This window comes from Chryseobacterium indologenes (assembly GCF_018362995.1).
GTDB lineage: Bacteria > Bacteroidota > Bacteroidia > Flavobacteriales > Weeksellaceae > Chryseobacterium > Chryseobacterium indologenes_G.
In genome coordinates this window covers 560880-578224 of record NZ_CP074372.1, presented here as the reverse complement: position 1 = coordinate 578224, position 17345 = coordinate 560880, and the positions used below count along the sequence as shown (strand labels likewise).

General features: G+C 36.4%; 17 protein-coding genes. 10 read left to right on the top strand and 7 right to left on the bottom strand.

Annotation, left to right across the window (positions count from 1 at the left end; genetic code table 11):
- Positions 1 to 144: 144 nt before the first annotated feature.
- Genes DYR29_RS02385 through DYR29_RS02375 form a run of 3 tightly spaced genes read right to left on the bottom strand, consistent with a single transcriptional unit; the run spans position 145 to position 2393 of the window.
- On the bottom strand, positions 145 to 834 hold the full coding sequence (locus DYR29_RS02385) for a Bax inhibitor-1/YccA family protein (RefSeq protein WP_213279140.1): 690 nt from the start codon (positions 832 to 834) through the stop codon (positions 145 to 147).
- A gap of 38 nt (positions 835 to 872) precedes the next feature.
- Positions 873 to 1310 carry a peptidylprolyl isomerase gene (locus DYR29_RS02380; RefSeq protein ID WP_249413592.1) on the bottom strand — a complete coding sequence of 146 codons (438 nt, stop codon included), beginning with the start codon at positions 1308 to 1310 and terminating at the stop codon, positions 873 to 875.
- A gap of 48 nt (positions 1311 to 1358) precedes the next feature.
- On the bottom strand, positions 1359 to 2393 hold the full coding sequence (locus DYR29_RS02375; protein ID WP_213279138.1) for an acyl-CoA reductase: 1035 nt from the start codon (positions 2391 to 2393) through the stop codon (positions 1359 to 1361).
- Positions 2394 to 2452: 59 nt separating this feature from the next.
- On the opposite strand from DYR29_RS02375, the gene DYR29_RS02370 reads away from it, so the two are divergent.
- The 9 genes from DYR29_RS02370 (at position 2453) to DYR29_RS02330 (ending at position 12872) form a co-directional block, all read left to right on the top strand.
- Complete coding sequence (locus DYR29_RS02370; RefSeq protein WP_047375361.1) at positions 2453 to 2803, top strand: 4Fe-4S binding protein; 351 nt, start codon at positions 2453 to 2455, stop codon at positions 2801 to 2803.
- Positions 2804 to 2914: 111 nt separating this feature from the next.
- A complete protein-coding gene (gene serC, locus DYR29_RS02365) occupies positions 2915 to 3979 on the top strand; it encodes a 3-phosphoserine/phosphohydroxythreonine transaminase (RefSeq protein WP_213279137.1) in 1065 nt (354 codons plus the stop codon).
- A 122-nt stretch (positions 3980 to 4101) separates the two neighbouring features.
- Positions 4102 to 5067 carry a D-2-hydroxyacid dehydrogenase gene (locus DYR29_RS02360; RefSeq protein ID WP_213279136.1) on the top strand — a complete coding sequence of 322 codons (966 nt, stop codon included), beginning with the start codon at positions 4102 to 4104 and terminating at the stop codon, positions 5065 to 5067.
- Between the two features lie 2 nt (positions 5068 to 5069).
- Complete coding sequence (locus DYR29_RS02355) at positions 5070 to 6314, top strand: DUF1015 domain-containing protein (protein WP_142716542.1); 1245 nt, start codon at positions 5070 to 5072, stop codon at positions 6312 to 6314.
- Positions 6315 to 6369: 55 nt separating this feature from the next.
- Positions 6370 to 7773 carry a M28 family peptidase gene (locus DYR29_RS02350; RefSeq protein WP_213279135.1) on the top strand — a complete coding sequence of 468 codons (1404 nt, stop codon included), beginning with the start codon at positions 6370 to 6372 and terminating at the stop codon, positions 7771 to 7773.
- 1 nt (position 7774) lies between these two features.
- Positions 7775 to 9133 (top strand): M28 family peptidase, encoded by a 1359-nt coding sequence (locus DYR29_RS02345; protein WP_213279134.1) that lies wholly within the window; start codon positions 7775 to 7777, stop codon positions 9131 to 9133.
- A gap of 3 nt (positions 9134 to 9136) precedes the next feature.
- Positions 9137 to 10495: a M20/M25/M40 family metallo-hydrolase gene (locus DYR29_RS02340; protein ID WP_213279133.1), complete on the top strand. Its 1359-nt coding sequence runs from the start codon at positions 9137 to 9139 to the stop codon at positions 10493 to 10495.
- 931 nt (positions 10496 to 11426) lie between these two features.
- A complete protein-coding gene (locus DYR29_RS02335) occupies positions 11427 to 11660 on the top strand; it encodes a hypothetical protein (protein WP_213279132.1) in 234 nt (77 codons plus the stop codon).
- A 100-nt stretch (positions 11661 to 11760) separates the two neighbouring features.
- Positions 11761 to 12872 (top strand): IS3 family transposase gene (locus DYR29_RS02330; protein WP_213278853.1). Its coding sequence is split into 2 segments (ribosomal slippage): positions 11761 to 12016 and positions 12016 to 12872, totalling 1113 coding nucleotides; the frame shifts between segments, so codons are not numbered across the junction.
- A 236-nt stretch (positions 12873 to 13108) separates the two neighbouring features.
- On the opposite strand, the gene DYR29_RS02325 is transcribed toward DYR29_RS02330, so the two are convergent.
- The 4 genes from DYR29_RS02325 to DYR29_RS02310 form a co-directional block, all read right to left on the bottom strand.
- The gene (locus DYR29_RS02325) at positions 13109 to 13330 is read right to left on the bottom strand and encodes a hypothetical protein (RefSeq protein ID WP_213279131.1); all 222 of its coding nucleotides are present in this window, start codon (positions 13328 to 13330) and stop codon (positions 13109 to 13111) included.
- A gap of 117 nt (positions 13331 to 13447) precedes the next feature.
- A complete protein-coding gene (locus DYR29_RS02320) occupies positions 13448 to 14023 on the bottom strand; it encodes a hypothetical protein (RefSeq protein ID WP_213279130.1) in 576 nt (191 codons plus the stop codon).
- 169 nt (positions 14024 to 14192) lie between these two features.
- Complete coding sequence (locus DYR29_RS02315) at positions 14193 to 15230, bottom strand: peptidylprolyl isomerase (RefSeq protein WP_223599156.1); 1038 nt, start codon at positions 15228 to 15230, stop codon at positions 14193 to 14195.
- 81 nt (positions 15231 to 15311) lie between these two features.
- Positions 15312 to 15824: an FKBP-type peptidyl-prolyl cis-trans isomerase gene (locus DYR29_RS02310; protein ID WP_213279129.1), complete on the bottom strand. Its 513-nt coding sequence runs from the start codon at positions 15822 to 15824 to the stop codon at positions 15312 to 15314.
- A gap of 239 nt (positions 15825 to 16063) precedes the next feature.
- Here DYR29_RS02310 and DYR29_RS02305 point away from each other — a divergent pair.
- Positions 16064 to 17301, top strand: a protein-coding gene (locus DYR29_RS02305) for an IS3 family transposase (protein ID WP_425394603.1) whose coding sequence is annotated in 2 segments (ribosomal slippage) — positions 16064 to 16430 and positions 16430 to 17301 — 1239 coding nt in all. Because the reading frame shifts where the segments join, the coding sequence is not laid out codon by codon here.
- The last annotated feature ends 44 nt before the right edge of the window (positions 17302 to 17345 follow it).

Genomic DNA, 17345 nt, shown 5'->3' with positions numbered 1-17345 from the left:
GAATCAACCATAATGATCTAAGATAAAATACACCCATTAAATTTAGTGTTATTCGTGAAACCATTAGTGCTATTTGTGTTTAAAAAGAAATCCCGATGAAATATCACCGGGACTATTATTTTAAAAGATAAGATCAGCTTAACATTAGTTTCTTCTGCTCATCAAAATACTCAGAATATACCAGAATAAAAGCATGATAGAAGCAAAAAGCTGTAATGCCGCTCCTACATACTGGTTCGTTCCATAAGAGTCTTTTAATTTACTCGTCTGATATAAAATAGTAGCTGAAGCCAAAATTACCATTCCTACCGAAAACCATAATCCAAGGTTAAAGCCAAAGATCATTCCTCCTGCAATCAGTCCGATGGAGATAAACCCACCGATTACAATGATATTTCTCAGGAAAGAAAAATCTCTTTTAGAAGTAAACGCTACTGCAGAAATACCCGCAAACATCGCCACTGTTAAAGTAGCAGCCTGGAAGATTACATTGGCACCACCCGTCATATTGGTTGCAATAAAAAGCAGAGGCATAAAGATAATCGCTTCCAAAAGAATGTAAAATCCTAATCCCAGATACTGAGTAGATTTACTTTGGGAAAGTGACCATTTAGAAGCCAAAACAGAAGCTAACCAGAAAACTCCGATAATCAACAGCCAGATATATTTCTGGGCAAACATCATGAAAATAATTTCTTTCGGAACAGTTTTCAATAATATCGTTTCAACTCCAATAAATGCAAGAATAGATAAAGCAACATGCAAATACGTCTTCTTGTAAAAACTCGCCTTCTCCACGTCCGAAGAATGTGCGACTAAAACATCTGTCATCATAGTTAATATTTTTTTTAATCGAAATTAAATTTTTAATCTTATTTCGCAGGCAATACGCCAAGAATTTTTCCGTCATCCTCAAATACAGCGGTAATAGCTTCTTTGGACGAAGATTCTCCTGCATACTTATATTTAATGCTTGGATGATTGTTTCCATCCATTGTTTTATAATATCCTGCCTTTAAGATTTCAAGCTTTTTATTGGGATCAATGCCGTCTTTAACCTTTTTAAGAACGTTATCCGTTACAATTTCCTTTACTTTTTCAGAAAGCAATCCGTCAATTGTCTTACGGTCAGAAGCCTGTAAAGCCTCAACAAACTTAAGAAAGTTATCATTATACAGACTTACTTTCTCCTTACTTATAGCAGCCAGCTGCTCTTTTTTCTGGTTACCCTCAACCTTTACACCTGCTACTTTCTGAGCAAACATCAACTGTGCACCCACGAGAGCAATTCCCAGCAATAATTTTTTCATAGTATTCATTTTGTTATCTGGTGAAATAAGTTATGGAAGATACGAAAATCAGACCAGTTCTAAAAATTTCATTGTATCTACATTATCTGCATAGGTATCAAGCCCCGGATTTTGTGCTTCTCCAAACGGAATAACATTCAACCCCAACTCCTCTTTAGACACCACACACTGAATATTTTCTTCGTTTTCAGCAATAAATGTTTTTACGTCATCCAAAGACTCATACCTGCTGAAATTGATTACAGAAAGCGGACTGAACAGCTTATCATCTTCTTTCAGCATCACAAAATTATTATCCCAGAATTTATCCTGATTTAAAAGATAAACTGCTCTGTTATAATCATAGTTATTGGCATACTTATTATGATTGATAATATCCTGGAATGCTAAGAAGCTTTCAAACAATCTGTCAATAACAAAATCCTGCGGAATAAAAATTCTCGTCACATTTCGGCATCCAAGTCCAAAATACTGGAAAATATCTTTTGCCAGCAGCTCCAGTTCTTCATTCGTTTCATCACCTTTCAACACCGCAACGGAAGTCCTGTTCTTACGGATAATACTTAAATGATTTTTAAAATAATATTCCAGATATCTGGCTGTATTATTGCTTCCTGTAGCAATAACTGCATCAAAATTTTCTAATCTTTCTACAAATTCAAACACTACACTCTCATTGGAAAATTCATTCCATTTCTTTAATAAAAACGGAATCATGCGCTTATCCTTTGAAGACAGTTTAATAACAGGAATATGATTGCCCAAAACAACAGACATCACATCATGAAAGCCTACCAAAGGGATATTTCCGGCCAAAATAAGTCCAACTCTTTTTGATATTTTAGAGATTGAATAATTTCCCAGCCACTTTTTAATATTTTCTTCAGTCAAGAGATCAGCCCATTGCTGTAAAGCAAATTTCTGATTATCAATAGTAAACCACGGATTCTCTATTTCAGACCTTTTCAATAATAATTCAAAATCTGCATCATCTTCATTGTGATCTTCTGGTTTCTTCGCTAAAAACGCTTTTATATAATCACTTAATTTAATAAGTCCTAAAACTTGATTTTCGGTATTCATAATTACTTTAAAATTGGGGAATATTTTGTAATTTTGTGCAAATTTAAAAAAAATTAGCGATGGCTATTAAAATAACTGATGAATGCATTAACTGTGGGGCTTGCGAACCGGAATGTCCAAACAATGCAATATATGAAGGAGCTGTAGACTGGAAAGCTTCTGACGGTACGGCTCTTCAAGGTACCATTACAATGCCGTCCGGACTTACTGTAGATGCAGATGCACCACAGGAACCTGTAAGTGATGATGTATATTTCATTGTAACAGATAAATGTACAGAATGTAAAGGATTCCACGAAGAGCCTCAGTGTGCGGCGGTATGCCCTGTAGACTGTTGTGTTCCTGACGAGGATCATGTAGAATCTGAAGAATCTCTTCTTAATAAAAAAGCATTCTTACACGGCGAATAAAAAAATTCCGTCTCATGATCTGTGAGGCGTTTTTTTTGTCCAAAACCCAATTTAACCAAAAATAAAGCTGAAGGACTATACAATCCGGAAGCAAACCAAAAAATAAAAAATATGAACAAAAAGCACAACTTCAGCGCAGGGCCATGTATTTTGCCACAGGAGGTATTTGAAAAATCAGCACAGGCTATTCTGGACTTTAACGGTATCGGATTGTCTCTTCTTGAAATTTCTCACAGAAGTAAGGATTTCGTTGCTGTAATGGACGAAGCGCGTGCAATTGTAAAAAGGCTGATGAATCTTGGTGATGATTATGAAGTCCTTTATTTAGGAGGAGGTGCCAGCCTGCAGTTTGCTATGGTACCATACAACCTGATGAAAGTAGGAGGAAAAGCAGCTTACCTGGATACAGGTACATGGGCAGCCGGAGCCATCAAAGAAGCAAAAAAAGTAGGAACAGTAGATGTAGTAGGTTCTTCAAAAGAAGAAAACTATTCTTTTATTCCTAAAGATTATACTGTTGGTTCAGAATACGATTATTTCCACTGTACTTCGAACAACACTATTTATGGAACTCAGATGAAATCTTTCCCTGAAGTGGATACACTGATGGTCTGTGATATGAGTTCTGATATTTTCTCAAGACAGCTGGATTTTTCCAAATTTGATCTGATCTATGCCGGTGCTCAGAAAAATATGGGACCTGCAGGAGTTACCTTAGTGGTGATCAAAAAAGAAATTCTTGGAAAAACAGGAAGAGAAAATATGTTTTCGATTCTTGATTATTCTCAGCACATCGCTAAAGAATCAATGTACAATACGCCGCCGGTATTCCCTGTATATGCTTCTTTACTTACCCTTCAGTATCTTGAAAAAAACGGAGGAATTGCAGCTGCAGAACAAAGAAATGAAGCTAAAGCTAAGCTTTTATACGATGAAATCGACAGCAATCCCCTATTTGAAACTTTCTGCGTAAAAGAAGACCGTTCACTGATGAATGTTTCTTTCAAAATCACAGACGAAAGCAAAAAAGAAGAATTTGACAATGCATGGAAAGCTGTAGGTATCAGTGGATTGAACGGACACAGAAGCCTTGGTGGTTACAGAGCAAGTTTATACAACGCCTTACCTATTGAAAGCGTACAGGTTTTGGTGGATGTAATGAAATCAATCAAATAATTAAGTATTAAAAATTCAAAGATTGAAAGAGTGAAAAGCAGTTAATTTAAATTTATTAATTTGCGCCTCAGTTTTAAAATTTTGAAATATTTACATTTTTCAATCTTTAAATCAAATAACTCATGAAAGTTTTAGCAAACGATGGAATCTCAAAAGCAGGAGAAAACGCTTTAAAAGAAGCCGGAATTGAAATCCTGGACAATAGAGTGGCTCAGGATCACGTTATTAATTTTATCAACGATAATAATGTGGACGTCCTTCTTGTAAGAAGTGTAACGAAAGTGAGACAGGAACTGATTGATGCATGTCCCGGCCTTAAAATCATTGGAAGAGGCGGTATCGGGATGGACAACATTGACGTGGAATATGCCAGAAGCAAGGGTATTAAAGTAATCAATACTCCTACGGCATCTTCAAAATCAGTGGCAGAGTTGGTTTTCGGACATTTCATTTCACTGGCAAGATTCCTTCACGAATCCAACAGACTGATGCCTCTGGAAGGAGATACTCATTTCAGTGCTATGAAAAAGTCATTCAGCAATGCTTATGAACTTTCAGGGAAAACATTAGGAGTAATCGGCTTTGGAAGTATTGGCCAGGAAGTTATAAAAATAGGAATTGCTTTAGGAATGAAAGTAAATGTTCTGACAAGAAGCCCAAAAACGGAAGTTCTTACCCTGAACTTCTTCAACGGACAGTCTGTCGACTTTGAAATCACATCCACCAATGATATGGATGCGTTTCTGAAAGATGCAGACTTCATCAGTATCAATACTCCGAAAACGAATGAATATATTATAGATACCCCTCAGTTTGAAAAAATGAAAGACGGAGTCTATATTGTAAATACTGCAAGAGGAGGTGTCATCAATGAAGTGACACTGATCGATTTTATTGAATCAGGAAAAGTAGCCGGAGCGGCATTGGATGTTTTTGAAAATGAACCAAGCCCTGAGCTTCCTTTACTGATGAACCCTGCACTATCTCTTTCTCCGCACGTTGGAGGAAATACAGTAGATGCTCAGGAAAAAATCGGTATCGAACTTGCAGAACAAATTATTAAGCTACAAAAAGAAACTATAAGATAAATATGCCTGTTTTTAAACCTTTCCGTGGAATAAGACCTCATAGAGACTTCGAGAGTACTTTCCCTACCCATCCACTGGATAATTTTACCCAGGAAGAGATTGCTGAGAAGGCTCAAGTTGAAAATACTTACATCAATATGATTAAACCCTATGTTGTAAGTAAATCTAAAGATATTGACCGGAATCTGCGAAAGATCCGTTCTACATTTGAAGAACTTCTGGACGAGAAGAAATTGGTCCAAGACAATTCAGCTTACTATCTTTATGAGCAGATCTACCCCAACAAACAGGTGTTCCGAGGACTTCTGGGATTAGCGAGTATTGAAGATTTCTGGAATGGTAAAATCAAAAGACATGAAAGTACCATTCCTCAGAAAAAAGAAAAACTGGCTCATTACCTTGAAAAAGTAAATCTGCAGGCAGAACCCGTACTCCTTACCTATCCGGCCAATTCAAAAATTGAGCTGCTGATGAATCATGAGGAGAAAAACGTTCCTATCTTCAACCATGTAGATACCATCGGTATCAGACATAAAATCTGGAGAATAGATAACCGCCTGAAACTACAGCAGTTTAAAGAAGTAATAGATCAGATTGATTCATTTTATATTGCTGACGGACACCATAGAATTGGTTCTACAGCAATAAATGCAAAATATCATAAGGAGAAAAACAAAAAACATAATGGTACAGAGCTTTACAACTTTGTCTACAGTTTTATTGTTTCCAACCAGTCTATTAAAATTCATGATTATAACAGAATCTTACATGACCTGAATGGTATTTCTCCTGAAGATTTCCTGAAGGAACTTGAAAAATATTTCCTTATTCATGAAAAAGGAGAAACATCTTACTACCCTTCTCAGAAATTCCACATTTCAATGTACATGGATGGGAAGTTCTACTCTCTTCACGTGAAGCATGATCTTCGTTCCAAAGAGATGTCTCTGGATAACCTGGATCACCACCTTATTGACAAGTATATTTTCAAAAATATCCTTAAAATTGAAGATCCGGACAGCTCTGAGCTTATCTCTTATGTAAAAGGAACTTCCAATATCAACGGAATCAATCTTTTAAAAGAAAAGGTAGACAGCGGTGAAGGCAAAGTTGGTTTCGGAATTTATCCCGTAAGTTTTAATGATATGATTAAAATTTCGGATTTAAAATTAAGTATGCCCCCAAAATGTACATTTATTGAACCAAAATTGATTACAGCCCTGGTAATGTACGATATGAAACCTTAATAAATTCCTATTTTTTCCCTACTTTTATCAATGGAAAAAGAAAGGTAAATAAAAAATGAAAAAAATATTCATTATACTTCCACTCTTTTTGAGTGGATTTTTATTTTCTCAAAAAAAGCCACAAAAAAATCCGGCAAAAAAAACAACGCTTGCCAAATTCAATTATCATGATGAGTTCAGAAAAATTTCAGATGAAATCATGACCAATGGTAAGGCTTATGACAATCTTGGTGAACTTACAAAAGGAATCGGATCACGTTTCAGTGCAACTCCCGGTTATACAAAAGCCGTAGAATGGGCAGAAAAAAAGTTCAAGGAAATAGGTATTGACATGATCTGGAGACAAGAGGCCAAAGCACCTGTCTGGATCCGGGGAAAAGAATCCTTACAGATAAAAGCCGGAAATGGAGATTGGAAAAATATCAGAATGCTTTCTTTTGGAAACTCTGAAGGAACAGGAGGAAAAGATCTTACAGGTGAAATTATCTTGATTAATTCCACCTCAGAGCTTAATGCCATGTCAATAGGGCAGTTAAAAGACAAGATCGTTTTCGTGAACGTTCCTATGGATCCAAAAATCATCAATACAAGCGACTCCTATTTACAGACTGCAAAATCAAAATTAATTTCCGCTTCTATCATTGCCAAAACAGGCGCAAAAGCATTAATTATAAGATCACTTACAACAGCCAATGATGATACTCCTCATGCTAAAATGATTTATTATGAGCCGGATGATAAAATTAAAATTCCTGCTTTATCCATTGGAGTAAGATCTGCAGATGAACTGGAAAAAACATTGAAAAAACAAAAGGTCATGGCCAAAATCAACATGACTGCTGAATCAAAAGGTGACACTACAAACCCTAATATTATTGCTGAAATTCAAGGTAAGAAAGATTCTAAAGTGATTGTTTTAGGCGCTCAGCTTGATTCCTGGGATTTTGGTGAAGGTGCCATTGATGATGGAACTGGTGTTGTACAATGTATCGAAGTTTTAAGAACACTGAAAGCGCTTGGATACGAAAATAACCATACCATCCGGGTAGTCCTGTACGCCAATAGTGAAAACGGAGGACAGGGCCGCGAGATGTATGCCGCTTTTGTAAAAAAGAGAGATGAAAAACATGTTTTTGCTTTAGGAACAGATGCCGGAGGTTATTCTCCACGAGGATTTTCTCTGGATATGTCACCTCAGAGAAGAAGATTGATTTATCCATGGAAAGAATATTTTCTCCCTTATGGCGTTTATGATTTCGACCAAACTGAGGCAATTCAGGACATTTCTCCCTTAAAAAAACTTGATATTCCCTTAGCAGAGCTGGTAGTTGATACCCAAAGGTATTTTGATTACCACCATTCCGAACAGGATACTTTTGACAAAGTGAACAAAAGAGAATTGCTTCTCGGAGCAGTAGCCATCACACAGATGATTTTTATGGTTGATAAAAACTGGTAATATGAAAAAGATAGCAGGAACTTCATTATTGCTTTTTGGAATGGCTGTTTTTGGTCAGGCTAAAGAAGATTCTATCCAATTCAAAAAGATTTCCACAGAAATTCTGAACAATGGCAAAGGATACAATGAACTGAGAGAACTTACCAAAACGATAGGCAACCGTTTAAGCGGTTCTGAAGCGTATGAGAAATCAGTACAATGGGCTGCACAGAAACTCCGTGATGCCGGAGCCGATAAAGTATGGCTTCAGGATGTCATGATCCCGGTATGGGTAAGAGGAAAAGAATCCTTGCACATCCAGGCTTCAAACGGAAAGTGGAAAAATATTAAAATGCTTTCCCTCGGAAATTCCGAAGGTACAAACGGAAAGGATATTTCAGGTGAAATTATTATGGTAAAATCGCTTGAAGAATATGATCTGCTTCCCGCAGAAAAGGTGAAAGATAAGATTGTATTTTTCAACCATCCTTTTAATCAGGGAAATGTACAGACTTTCATTTCTTACCGTGATGCCAGTGCTTACAGACGAACTACTGCTTCATTAACGGCTAAAAAAGGAGGTAAATTCGCCATCATCCGGTCACTTTCTTCCGCTCTTGACGATGTTCCTCACACAGGTAATATGCGCTATGATGAAAACATTTCAAAAATACCGGCCATTACCATCGGAAATACTTCCGCTGATGAACTGGAAACGCTGTTGAAAAAACAGAAAGTAACAGCAAAGCTCAATTCCAACTGCGGAATGAAAGGTGAAAAGCTTTCCCATTCTGTAATCGGGGAAATCACTGGTAAAAAAGATCAGAGCGTTATTGTTGTCGGCGGTCACCTTGATTCCTGGGATGTTGGTGAAGGCGCTCATGACGACGGAGCCGGAATTGTACAAAGTATCGAGGTCTTGAGAACATTTAAAAAATTAGGAATACAGAACAACCATACTATCCGCGCCGTCTGCTTTGCCAACGAAGAAAACGGAACGAAAGGCGGAAAACAATATGGTAAAATTGCCAAAGAAAACAGCGAAAAACATCTTTTTGCGATAGAAACAGACGCCGGAGGTTTCTCACCACGGGGAATTTCCCTGGAAATGGATGATCCTCAAAGAAATCAGATCAAAAGCTGGGTCAACCTGTTTTTACCTTATGGAATTTATAATTTCGAAGGCAAATATTCAGGATCGGATATTGCTCCTCTTCACGAGATGGGAGTTCCCACAGCTGAACTGGTTCCTGATCCGCAGCGTTATTTTGATATTCACCACACCGAAGAAGACACTTTTGAAAAAGTCAACCGAAGAGAACTGCTGCTTGGTTCAGCGGTAATGACACAACTTATTTATATGATTGATAAAAATTGGTAAACAATGAAAAAGATACTTGGAACTTCATTATTGCTTTTGGGAATGGCAGCTTTTGGCCAGTCTAAAGAAGATTCTATCCAGTTCAGAAAAATTTCTACAGAAATCCTGAACAATGGAAAAGGATATACAGAGCTGAGAGAGCTTACAAAAAATATAGGCCATCGTTTAAGCGGATCTGAAGCCTATGAAAAGTCTGTAAAATGGGCAGAACAAAAACTCCGTGATGCCGGAGCTGATAAAGTATGGCTTCAGGAAGTCATGATCCCGGTATGGGAAAGAGGAAAAGAATCCCTGCACATCCAGACTGCTAACGGAAAATGGAAAAGTCTTAAGATGCTTTCCCTTGGAAATTCTGAAGGAACAGGAGGAAAAGATGTTTCGGGAGAAATTATCATGGTAAAATCTATGGAAGAATATGACAAACTTCCAGCTGAAAAGGTAAAAGATAAGATTGTATTCTTCAATTATCCTTTCAGTCAGTCATTTGTCGAGACTTTCAAAGCCTATGGTGATGCTGCAAAATACAGAACGACAGCAGCATCTTTAACAGCTAAAAAAGGAGGTAAATTTGCTATCGTAAGATCTCTGTCTTCTGCTTTTGATGATGTCCCTCACACCGGAGCCATGCGCTACGAAGACAAAGTCTCCAAAATACCGGCCGTAGCTATCGGAAGCACAACAGCAGACGAACTGGAAGCTTTACTGAAAAGCCAGAAAATCACCGCTAAACTTAACTCCAACTGCGGTATGAAAGGCGAAAAGCTTTCCCATTCTGTAATCGGGGAAATTACCGGTAAAAAAGACCAGAGCGTTATTGTTGTCGGCGGACATCTTGATTCCTGGGATGTAGGTGAAGGTGCTCATGATGACGGAGCCGGAATTGTTCAAAGTATAGAGGTTTTGAGAACTTTTAAAAAGCTGGGAATACAAAATAACCATACCATCAGAGTGGTCTGCTTTGCCAATGAAGAAAACGGAGTAAAAGGCGGAATTCAATACGGTAAAACGGTAAAAGAGAAGAATGAAAAACATCTTTTTGCGATAGAAACAGATGCCGGAGGCTTTGCACCGAGAGGAATTGCCCTGGATATGGATGATGCCAAAAGAAATCAGATCAAAGGCTGGTCAAACCTGTTCCTTCCTTATGGAGTGTATAATTTTGAAGAGCGGTTTTCCGGAACAGATCTCTACCCACTTCATGACATGGGAATTCCTGCCGCTGAATTGATGCCGGATTCTCAGCGTTATTTCGACATCCATCATACAGAAGAGGATACTTTTGAAAAGGTGAACCGAAGAGAGCTATTATTAGGCGCTACAGCTTTAACGCAGATTATCTACATGATTGATAAAAACTGGTAACAAATATAAAAAACCGTCTTTAAAGGCGGTTTTTGTTTTTTTAATAGTGCTTTTCATTATTTCAATTCAATAGGAATGGACTATCATCCTGAGCGTAAATGAAGCGAGCTTCGTTTATCCTTTTATGATTATCTTCCGATGGCTTTAGCCAAAACTTATAGTGATTATATTTTTTATAACCACGGATTTAACAGATTCACACAGATGATTGTTCCTGTGTTTTGATAAATTGATTTGCTACGATTCTATTTGTGAAATTTGTGCGAAATATTTGTGGTATTTGTGGTTTTAAGATTATTGATGCTGTCTTTTAAACTTTCCCGATGCACGTTCTAAGTAATTTTAAAGTATTTTAAATATATAAAAAATAATTGCGCCGTAAAATTTTCTTTATTTCCAATAACTCACCCTTAAAAACGGAAAATTTTTCTTTGTTTAAGGAAATAATAGATGAAAAAATGCTTCATCAGGAGCTTCATCAATCCCGTGAAACAAAGTGTTAATCGCGAAACTTTTACTTTGGCATAATATTGGCATGTAAAATATTGAGAAAAAATTAAAAAAACACTAAGGATGAGAAAAAAGGTTTTCTGTGGATTTTCAGTTTTTCCACTGATTCAAATTCATATCTAGTATATGAATCCTTTTTTTTCTACGATGCCGTACCAGATACGGGCTCGTGATTAATTAACCCCCGTTGATTTTTCACTGCAATTTTGCACACCGTATCTCACTGGTATCATCAATAACCAGGAATCATTTATTGATTCAAAAAAAACAAAAATATCCCGGACTTTTTAGCCCGGTATTACGATATAAATAAATGGCAAAGTCATCGTGAACCTTAGCCCTGTAAAGGAATTTATTCTTTTTACCGTGATGAGTACGCCTTTATCATATTAATTAATGTATAACCCTTAAAATGTAAGTAATGATGAGAGACTTTTTTGAAATGATTTTTAAGAGAAATGAAGATGCTGCAAAAATGAACATCTGGAGCGTATTGCTCGTGTTAAGTTTTGCTGCCTTTTCTGTATTGGTATACGCCTTAAAACCAAGCTTAAACAGCTTAATTATATATCTGACGGCATTTGCTGCTTATATCGGCTTTGGCCTTGTATTCATCAGTTCTTTAACCGGAACAGGTGTGAAGAAAAGATATTAAAATATAACTTTTGACCTTCTCCTGACCTTCTCCCATAAAACCTTACCATTTAAAAGTAGAGATTTTCAATAAAATTATAACTTTAAAAAAAGAAAATCTTATGAAAAAGAGCAAATTCACGGAGAGCCAGATTGTCTTCGCCTTAAAGCAATCTGAGACAGGGGTCAAGGTTCAGGAAATCTGTCGTAAAATGGGCATCAGTGAGGCAACCTATTACAATTGGAAAAAGAAATATGGGGGATTGGGTATTTCTGAGCTTCGGAGGTTACGACAGTTGGAAGAAGAAAATAGCCAGCTTAAGAAACTGGTTGCCGATTTAAGTTTGGATAAGCAAATTCTACAGGATGTTTTGAAAAAAAAGTTCTGAAGCCAGCTCAAAAACGTGGGTTGGCTTCAGAAATACATGATAATTATAAGGTATCATTAAGAAGAAGCTGTGATTTGGTAATTCTGCAACGAACGGTTTATTACTATCAATCTCACCGTAGGGATGATACGGCCCTTAGAATGCGGCTGGTGGAGCTTTCACAAATTCGTGTCCGTTATGGCATTCAACGCTTGCAAGTTCTTCTCAGGCGTGAGGGTTGGAAAGATAATCATAAACGAGTGTATCGGATTTATTGTGAGGAAGGCTTGAATCTGCGTAGAAAGAAGAACAAGAGAATAAAATCCGCAAGAAACAGAAAGCCTACGGATGGTACATCCTCCAGTTTACACGAATGCTGGAGCATGGATTTCATGAGCGATGCCTTGTTTGATGGGAAGAGATTTAGGCTTTTCACTTTAGTTGATAATTATAGTAGAAAATGCTTGGCCATTGAGGCGGGAATTTCCATCAAGGGAGAAAACGTCACAGAAATATTAAAAAACATTACCTTTGAAGAGAAGGTTTTTCCCGAGCGTATCAAAATAGATAATGGTCCTGAATTTATCAGCAAGGAATTGGATAGATGGGCTTATGAAAAGAATGTAGAATTGGAATTCTCCAGACCTGGAAAACCTACTGATAATGCATTTATAGAGAGCTTTAACGGTTCATTGAGGGATGAGTGTCTAAGCGTAAATTGGTTTTTGTCGCTTCAGGATGCACAGGAAAAATTAAATGCATGGAAGTTGGATTATAATGATTACAGACCGCATAGCTCATTAGGAAATCTAACCCCGAATGAGTTCATCGAAATGCAATCAAAAAAGCAAATTTCTCTATTTTAGATTGGTAATATTAACGGGGAGAGGTCATCTACTCTTGATACTAAAGTTTCAAAAGGATAATCTATTGGATAGAGATTCAACATCTTATTTTCTTCCATAATTTAAATATCTACAATTATTAATTGTAAAAATATAATTAGATATTAATTTCACCTTACGGGAAACCGTATTAATAAAAAAAGCCACCCCCTCCGGAGCAGCTCGTGATAACAAAGTTATCTTAACATCGTAAAAACTTATTCTTTAAAGAGATCCTTCATCATTTCATCAAGGATCTTTTTGGTTTCTTCTTCAATCATAGTTCCGGATTTTTCAACCATCTTTTCTCTGAAAGGTTCACAACAGGCTTTTATTCCGAAGCCTTCATCCGTTTTAATCAATTCCGGATGCAGACCGTGTTCTTCACACATTTCTGACTCAATTTCTTTTTTTATGAGGTCGTAATTCAGATCAAACATATTTTATTTTGTTTCTTATAGTGTTGGGTAAAGATAGAAGTAATAAAGCCTTACTGAAATCCGTATTTTTACGGTATTTACAGGAAATAAAAAAGTCAATGCTTATTACTTCACCTTTTAAAATTTATCCAGAATTTTCTTCGGCAAGACTTTCACCAGTTCTTTTTTATACTCCTTTTCAAGAATAACAAATTTCCAGGCCTTCTTATCTTTTGAAACAGCACATGCTTTCATATTCGCGTTGACGAGATACGAACCTTCGCTGGCCAGATATTTTACATTATTTGCGCCATATTTGGCTGTTAAAGCACTGTTCATTTTCTTTCTCATATCATCATTTAATGAACTGACATTACATTTCAGTTTTAAAAAATAATGGGTAATAGAAAAATGTTCACCGGTAATGAGCTCTGGTTTTTCAATATTTCCAAAATTGAGATCCTGTACTTCAATTTTCATGAATGGATTATTGTAGGTCATATTCAAAATCTGTGTCATCTGTTCTTTTGAAACTATGGTGAAAAATTTTGGATATATACAACTTACCGCCTGATCAATCTGTTTAGATTGAATATTGTTTACAAAATAAGTAAGTGATTTTTTTATTGCTGCATCGTCAGGGTTTGCCTTGCTCTGCGAAAAAGCGATAAACGACAGCAGGACGAACAGCAACAGAAGTGATTTGGTTTTCATTATTTAATGGGCGTTACAAAATTTTAAGATTATTTTTTATCAGAAAAATCATTAGCCTTTCCAGTTATTAAAATGGGTCGTAACATATACCCGGATCGTTACAGAATGTATTGGAGCTAAATAAAAAAGCCATCCTTTCGGACGGCTTTTATCATATTTGAAGATTCAATTATTTTACTTTTACAAGCTCAACATCGAAAACTAACCAGGAGTTTGGCGGGATCACTCCTCCTGCTCCTCTTTCTCCGTAAGCCATTGCCGGTGGGATCAGTAATGTAGCAGTTTCACCTTCTTTCAATAATAGGATACCTTCATCCCATCCTTTGATTACTCTTCCCATTCCGATTGGAATTTCGATCGGCTCGTTTCTTTTGAATGAAGAATCGAACTCAGTTCCGTCTACTAATTTACCTGCATAGTGTACAGATACATTATCACCTGCTTTTGGAGCTTTACCGTCAGCTGTTTTTGTAATTTTATAGTAAAGACCTGATTCAGTTTTTTGCATACCAGCTTTTAAGTTTTCAACTAATTTCTCCTGGTTAGCTTTGAATTCTTCTTCTCTTTTCTTCTTTTCAGCTTCTTCTTTAGCTAAAAAAGCTTTATTATTTTCTGCGATCTTTGCTTTTCCTTCGCTGAAAGTTTTAGCTGCGTCGTAGTGTTTGTACTCATCACCTTTACTGAAAACAGAAACTTTCTCTAAAACGATATCTGTTTTAGGTTTATCCTGAGCTCCTTTTTCAACGTTAGCAATAGCATCGATTACGTCGTTACCTTTTACTACTTTTCCGAAGATCGTGTGTTTTCCATCTAACCAAGGTGTAGCAACTTCAGTAATGAAAAACTGAGAACCGTTTGTATTAGGTCCTGAGTTCGCCATTGAAAGAATACCTTTTCCTGTATGTTTAAGGTCGTTTCTTTCGTCCTCGAATTTATATCCAGGATCACCTGCTCCAGTTCCCTGAGGATCTCCTCCCTGGATCATGAAATCTTTGATTACTCTGTGGAAAATAGTTCCGTCATAATAAGGAACTCCTTTAGCCTTAGCTTTGTTGTCGATTTTCCCTTCTGCAAGACCAATAAAGTTGGCTACAGTTACTGGTGCTTTCTTGTCCTCAAACTTTACAATTAGGTTACCTTTTGTAGTTTGAAGATTGGCATAAAGCCCGTCATTAAGACCTTCGTAAGTTTCTTTGTCTACGTTCATTTTTTTATAAATTGGGGTACAACTCATCAGCGAGATACTTGCCGCTGCCAGAATTATATTCTTGTTAAACAATTTCATGTATTATAGAGCTTTTAATTTTATGATTAATGGAATGTCGTTATCTATTTTCTTTTCGTCCCCGAAAGTTCCGTAAGCCAAAGAAGACGGTACCAAAAGCGTCACTTCCTCTCCATCCTGTATAAAACGCAAAGCGTTCTCCACTGCCTTCAGTTCATCAAAGTGCCCGAATCTGGCATCTCTTCTTTCAAAAGACTGGTCGTAGATTTTAGTCTGATCAAAATCATACAGATCATAAGAGTAAGAAATCAAAGTTTCGTCTTTTCTTCTTTCTCTCTGATCATAGCCTTCTGCCGTTACCCAGTAATTAAGCTGCGTAGGATAGAATTTCACAGACTGGCCATTGATCCAATCCTGAATCTGGCCTCTTTCTATGGTATTCAGATTTTTCATCCTGTTTTTAGAAACATCCAGATCTTTTTGGCTTAAAACACCGCCTACCGGAGGATGGGCCGTCTGTGTATTTCTGTTGCAGCTCAACAGGCTTATGGCTGATATGAAGAGTATTTTTTTCATAAACTTTTGCGAAAATACACATTTCGCGAATCAATTACAAAACTTGACCCAGAAATATGTGAATGTAGAAATGCATCAATCTGTCAACACAAAAGAAACAGCTGCATGAATCTTGTTACTAAAAGTCATTCCTACATTTTTACATGGATACATAAATACAAAAAAAGCCGGGAAAAACCCGACTTTTATATAGTTTATGTCCCGTCCTGAAATAAGTTGACACTTAATCAACTTATATTATGAAAGCTCAAGAATTAAAAAAGGAAAAACATACTCAAAGAGATTACAGTATAGGCTTTAAATTACGAGTTGTTTCTCAGGTAGAAAACGGTGATTACACTTATAAACAAGCCCAAAAAGAATATGGTATCCAAGGCAGAAGTACAGTTTTGGTTTGGTTGCGAAGATATGGTAACTTAGATTGGAGTAAACCTAAATTCCATATTATGCATAACTCTAAAGAAACTCCGGCTCAAAAAATTAAGCGTTTGGAAAAAGAATTAGCTGATGAAAAGCTAAAAACTAAGGTTCTTAATACCATGATTGATATGTCAGATAAGCAGTATGGCACCCAAATCAGAAAAAAGTTTTCCTCCCAACAATCTTCAGACTCCACAGAGAAGGAATAAGCATATCCAGGCTGTGCAGATTGTTTGGGATAAGCCGTCAGGCAGTTTATCAAAATAAGCAGAGGAGCTTAACCCGTGAAAAAGAATTACTAAAAATAAAGATACTCGTACAAAAAGTACGAATGGAAATGCCCAGACTTGGAACCAGAAAGCTTTATTACCTACTTAAAGAAGGGTTCAAAAATGAAGGAATCAAAATAGGCAGAGATGCTTTATTTGCTTATCTAAAAAGAGAGAATATGCTTGTGCGTGCTCAAAAAAAGTATGTTAAGACAACTTTTTCAAAACATTGGCTTAGAAAACATCCTAATTTATTGAAAGAATTAAAGATCGCAAAAGCAGAACAGGTTTTTGTAAGCGATATAACTTATATTAAAACAAGGGAATCTACCTGCTATTTGTCTTTAGTAACAGATGCTTACAGCAGAAAAATCATGGGATATTCATTAAGCTCAAATATGAATACTGAGAATGTAGCCAAAGCTTTAAAAATGGCAGTGAAAAATAGAGTTTCAAATACTCCTTTGATTCATCATTCAGATAGAGGACTGCAGTACTGTTCTGGCTATTACCAAAACATGCTTAATAAAAATAGAATAAAACCTTCTATGACTGATGGTTATGATTGTTATCAAAATGCATTGGCTGAGAGAATTAATGGAATATTAAAGCAGGAATTCCTGTTTTGTAAAACAAAGAATATACAAGACTTAAACTCCTTGATAAAAGAAAGTATTAATATCTACAATACTAAAAGACCACATTTAAGTCTTAATATGCAAACGCCAGATAAAGTGCATAAAAAATCCGAAGAAAATAAATACTTCTCCGGATTAAATATTGTCTAATTTTATGTCAACCTATTTTAGGACGACTCATTATTTAAAAAATA

Bases quoted from the DNA above. Each gene is read 5' to 3' on its own strand.
- DYR29_RS02385 (WP_213279140.1), bottom strand. From the start codon at position 834: ATGATGACAGATGTTTTAGTCGCACATTCTTCGGACGTGGAGAAGGCG.
- DYR29_RS02380 (WP_249413592.1), bottom strand. From the start codon at position 1,310: ATGAAAAAATTATTGCTGGGAATTGCTCTCGTGGGTGCACAGTTGATG.
- DYR29_RS02375 (WP_213279138.1), bottom strand. From the start codon at position 2,393: ATGAATACCGAAAATCAAGTTTTAGGACTTATTAAATTAAGTGATTAT.
- DYR29_RS02370 (WP_047375361.1), top strand. From the start codon at position 2,453: ATGGCTATTAAAATAACTGATGAATGCATTAACTGTGGGGCTTGCGAA.
- serC (WP_213279137.1), top strand. From the start codon at position 2,915: ATGAACAAAAAGCACAACTTCAGCGCAGGGCCATGTATTTTGCCACAG.
- DYR29_RS02360 (WP_213279136.1), top strand. From the start codon at position 4,102: ATGAAAGTTTTAGCAAACGATGGAATCTCAAAAGCAGGAGAAAACGCT.
- DYR29_RS02355 (WP_142716542.1), top strand. From the start codon at position 5,070: ATGCCTGTTTTTAAACCTTTCCGTGGAATAAGACCTCATAGAGACTTC.
- DYR29_RS02350 (WP_213279135.1), top strand. From the start codon at position 6,370: ATGAAAAAAATATTCATTATACTTCCACTCTTTTTGAGTGGATTTTTA.
- DYR29_RS02345 (WP_213279134.1), top strand. From the start codon at position 7,775: ATGAAAAAGATAGCAGGAACTTCATTATTGCTTTTTGGAATGGCTGTT.
- DYR29_RS02340 (WP_213279133.1), top strand. From the start codon at position 9,137: ATGAAAAAGATACTTGGAACTTCATTATTGCTTTTGGGAATGGCAGCT.
- DYR29_RS02335 (WP_213279132.1), top strand. From the start codon at position 11,427: ATGATGAGAGACTTTTTTGAAATGATTTTTAAGAGAAATGAAGATGCT.
- DYR29_RS02325 (WP_213279131.1), bottom strand. From the start codon at position 13,330: ATGTTTGATCTGAATTACGACCTCATAAAAAAAGAAATTGAGTCAGAA.
- DYR29_RS02320 (WP_213279130.1), bottom strand. From the start codon at position 14,023: ATGAAAACCAAATCACTTCTGTTGCTGTTCGTCCTGCTGTCGTTTATC.
- DYR29_RS02315 (WP_223599156.1), bottom strand. From the start codon at position 15,230: ATGAACGTAGACAAAGAAACTTACGAAGGTCTTAATGACGGGCTTTAT.
- DYR29_RS02310 (WP_213279129.1), bottom strand. From the start codon at position 15,824: ATGAAAAAAATACTCTTCATATCAGCCATAAGCCTGTTGAGCTGCAAC.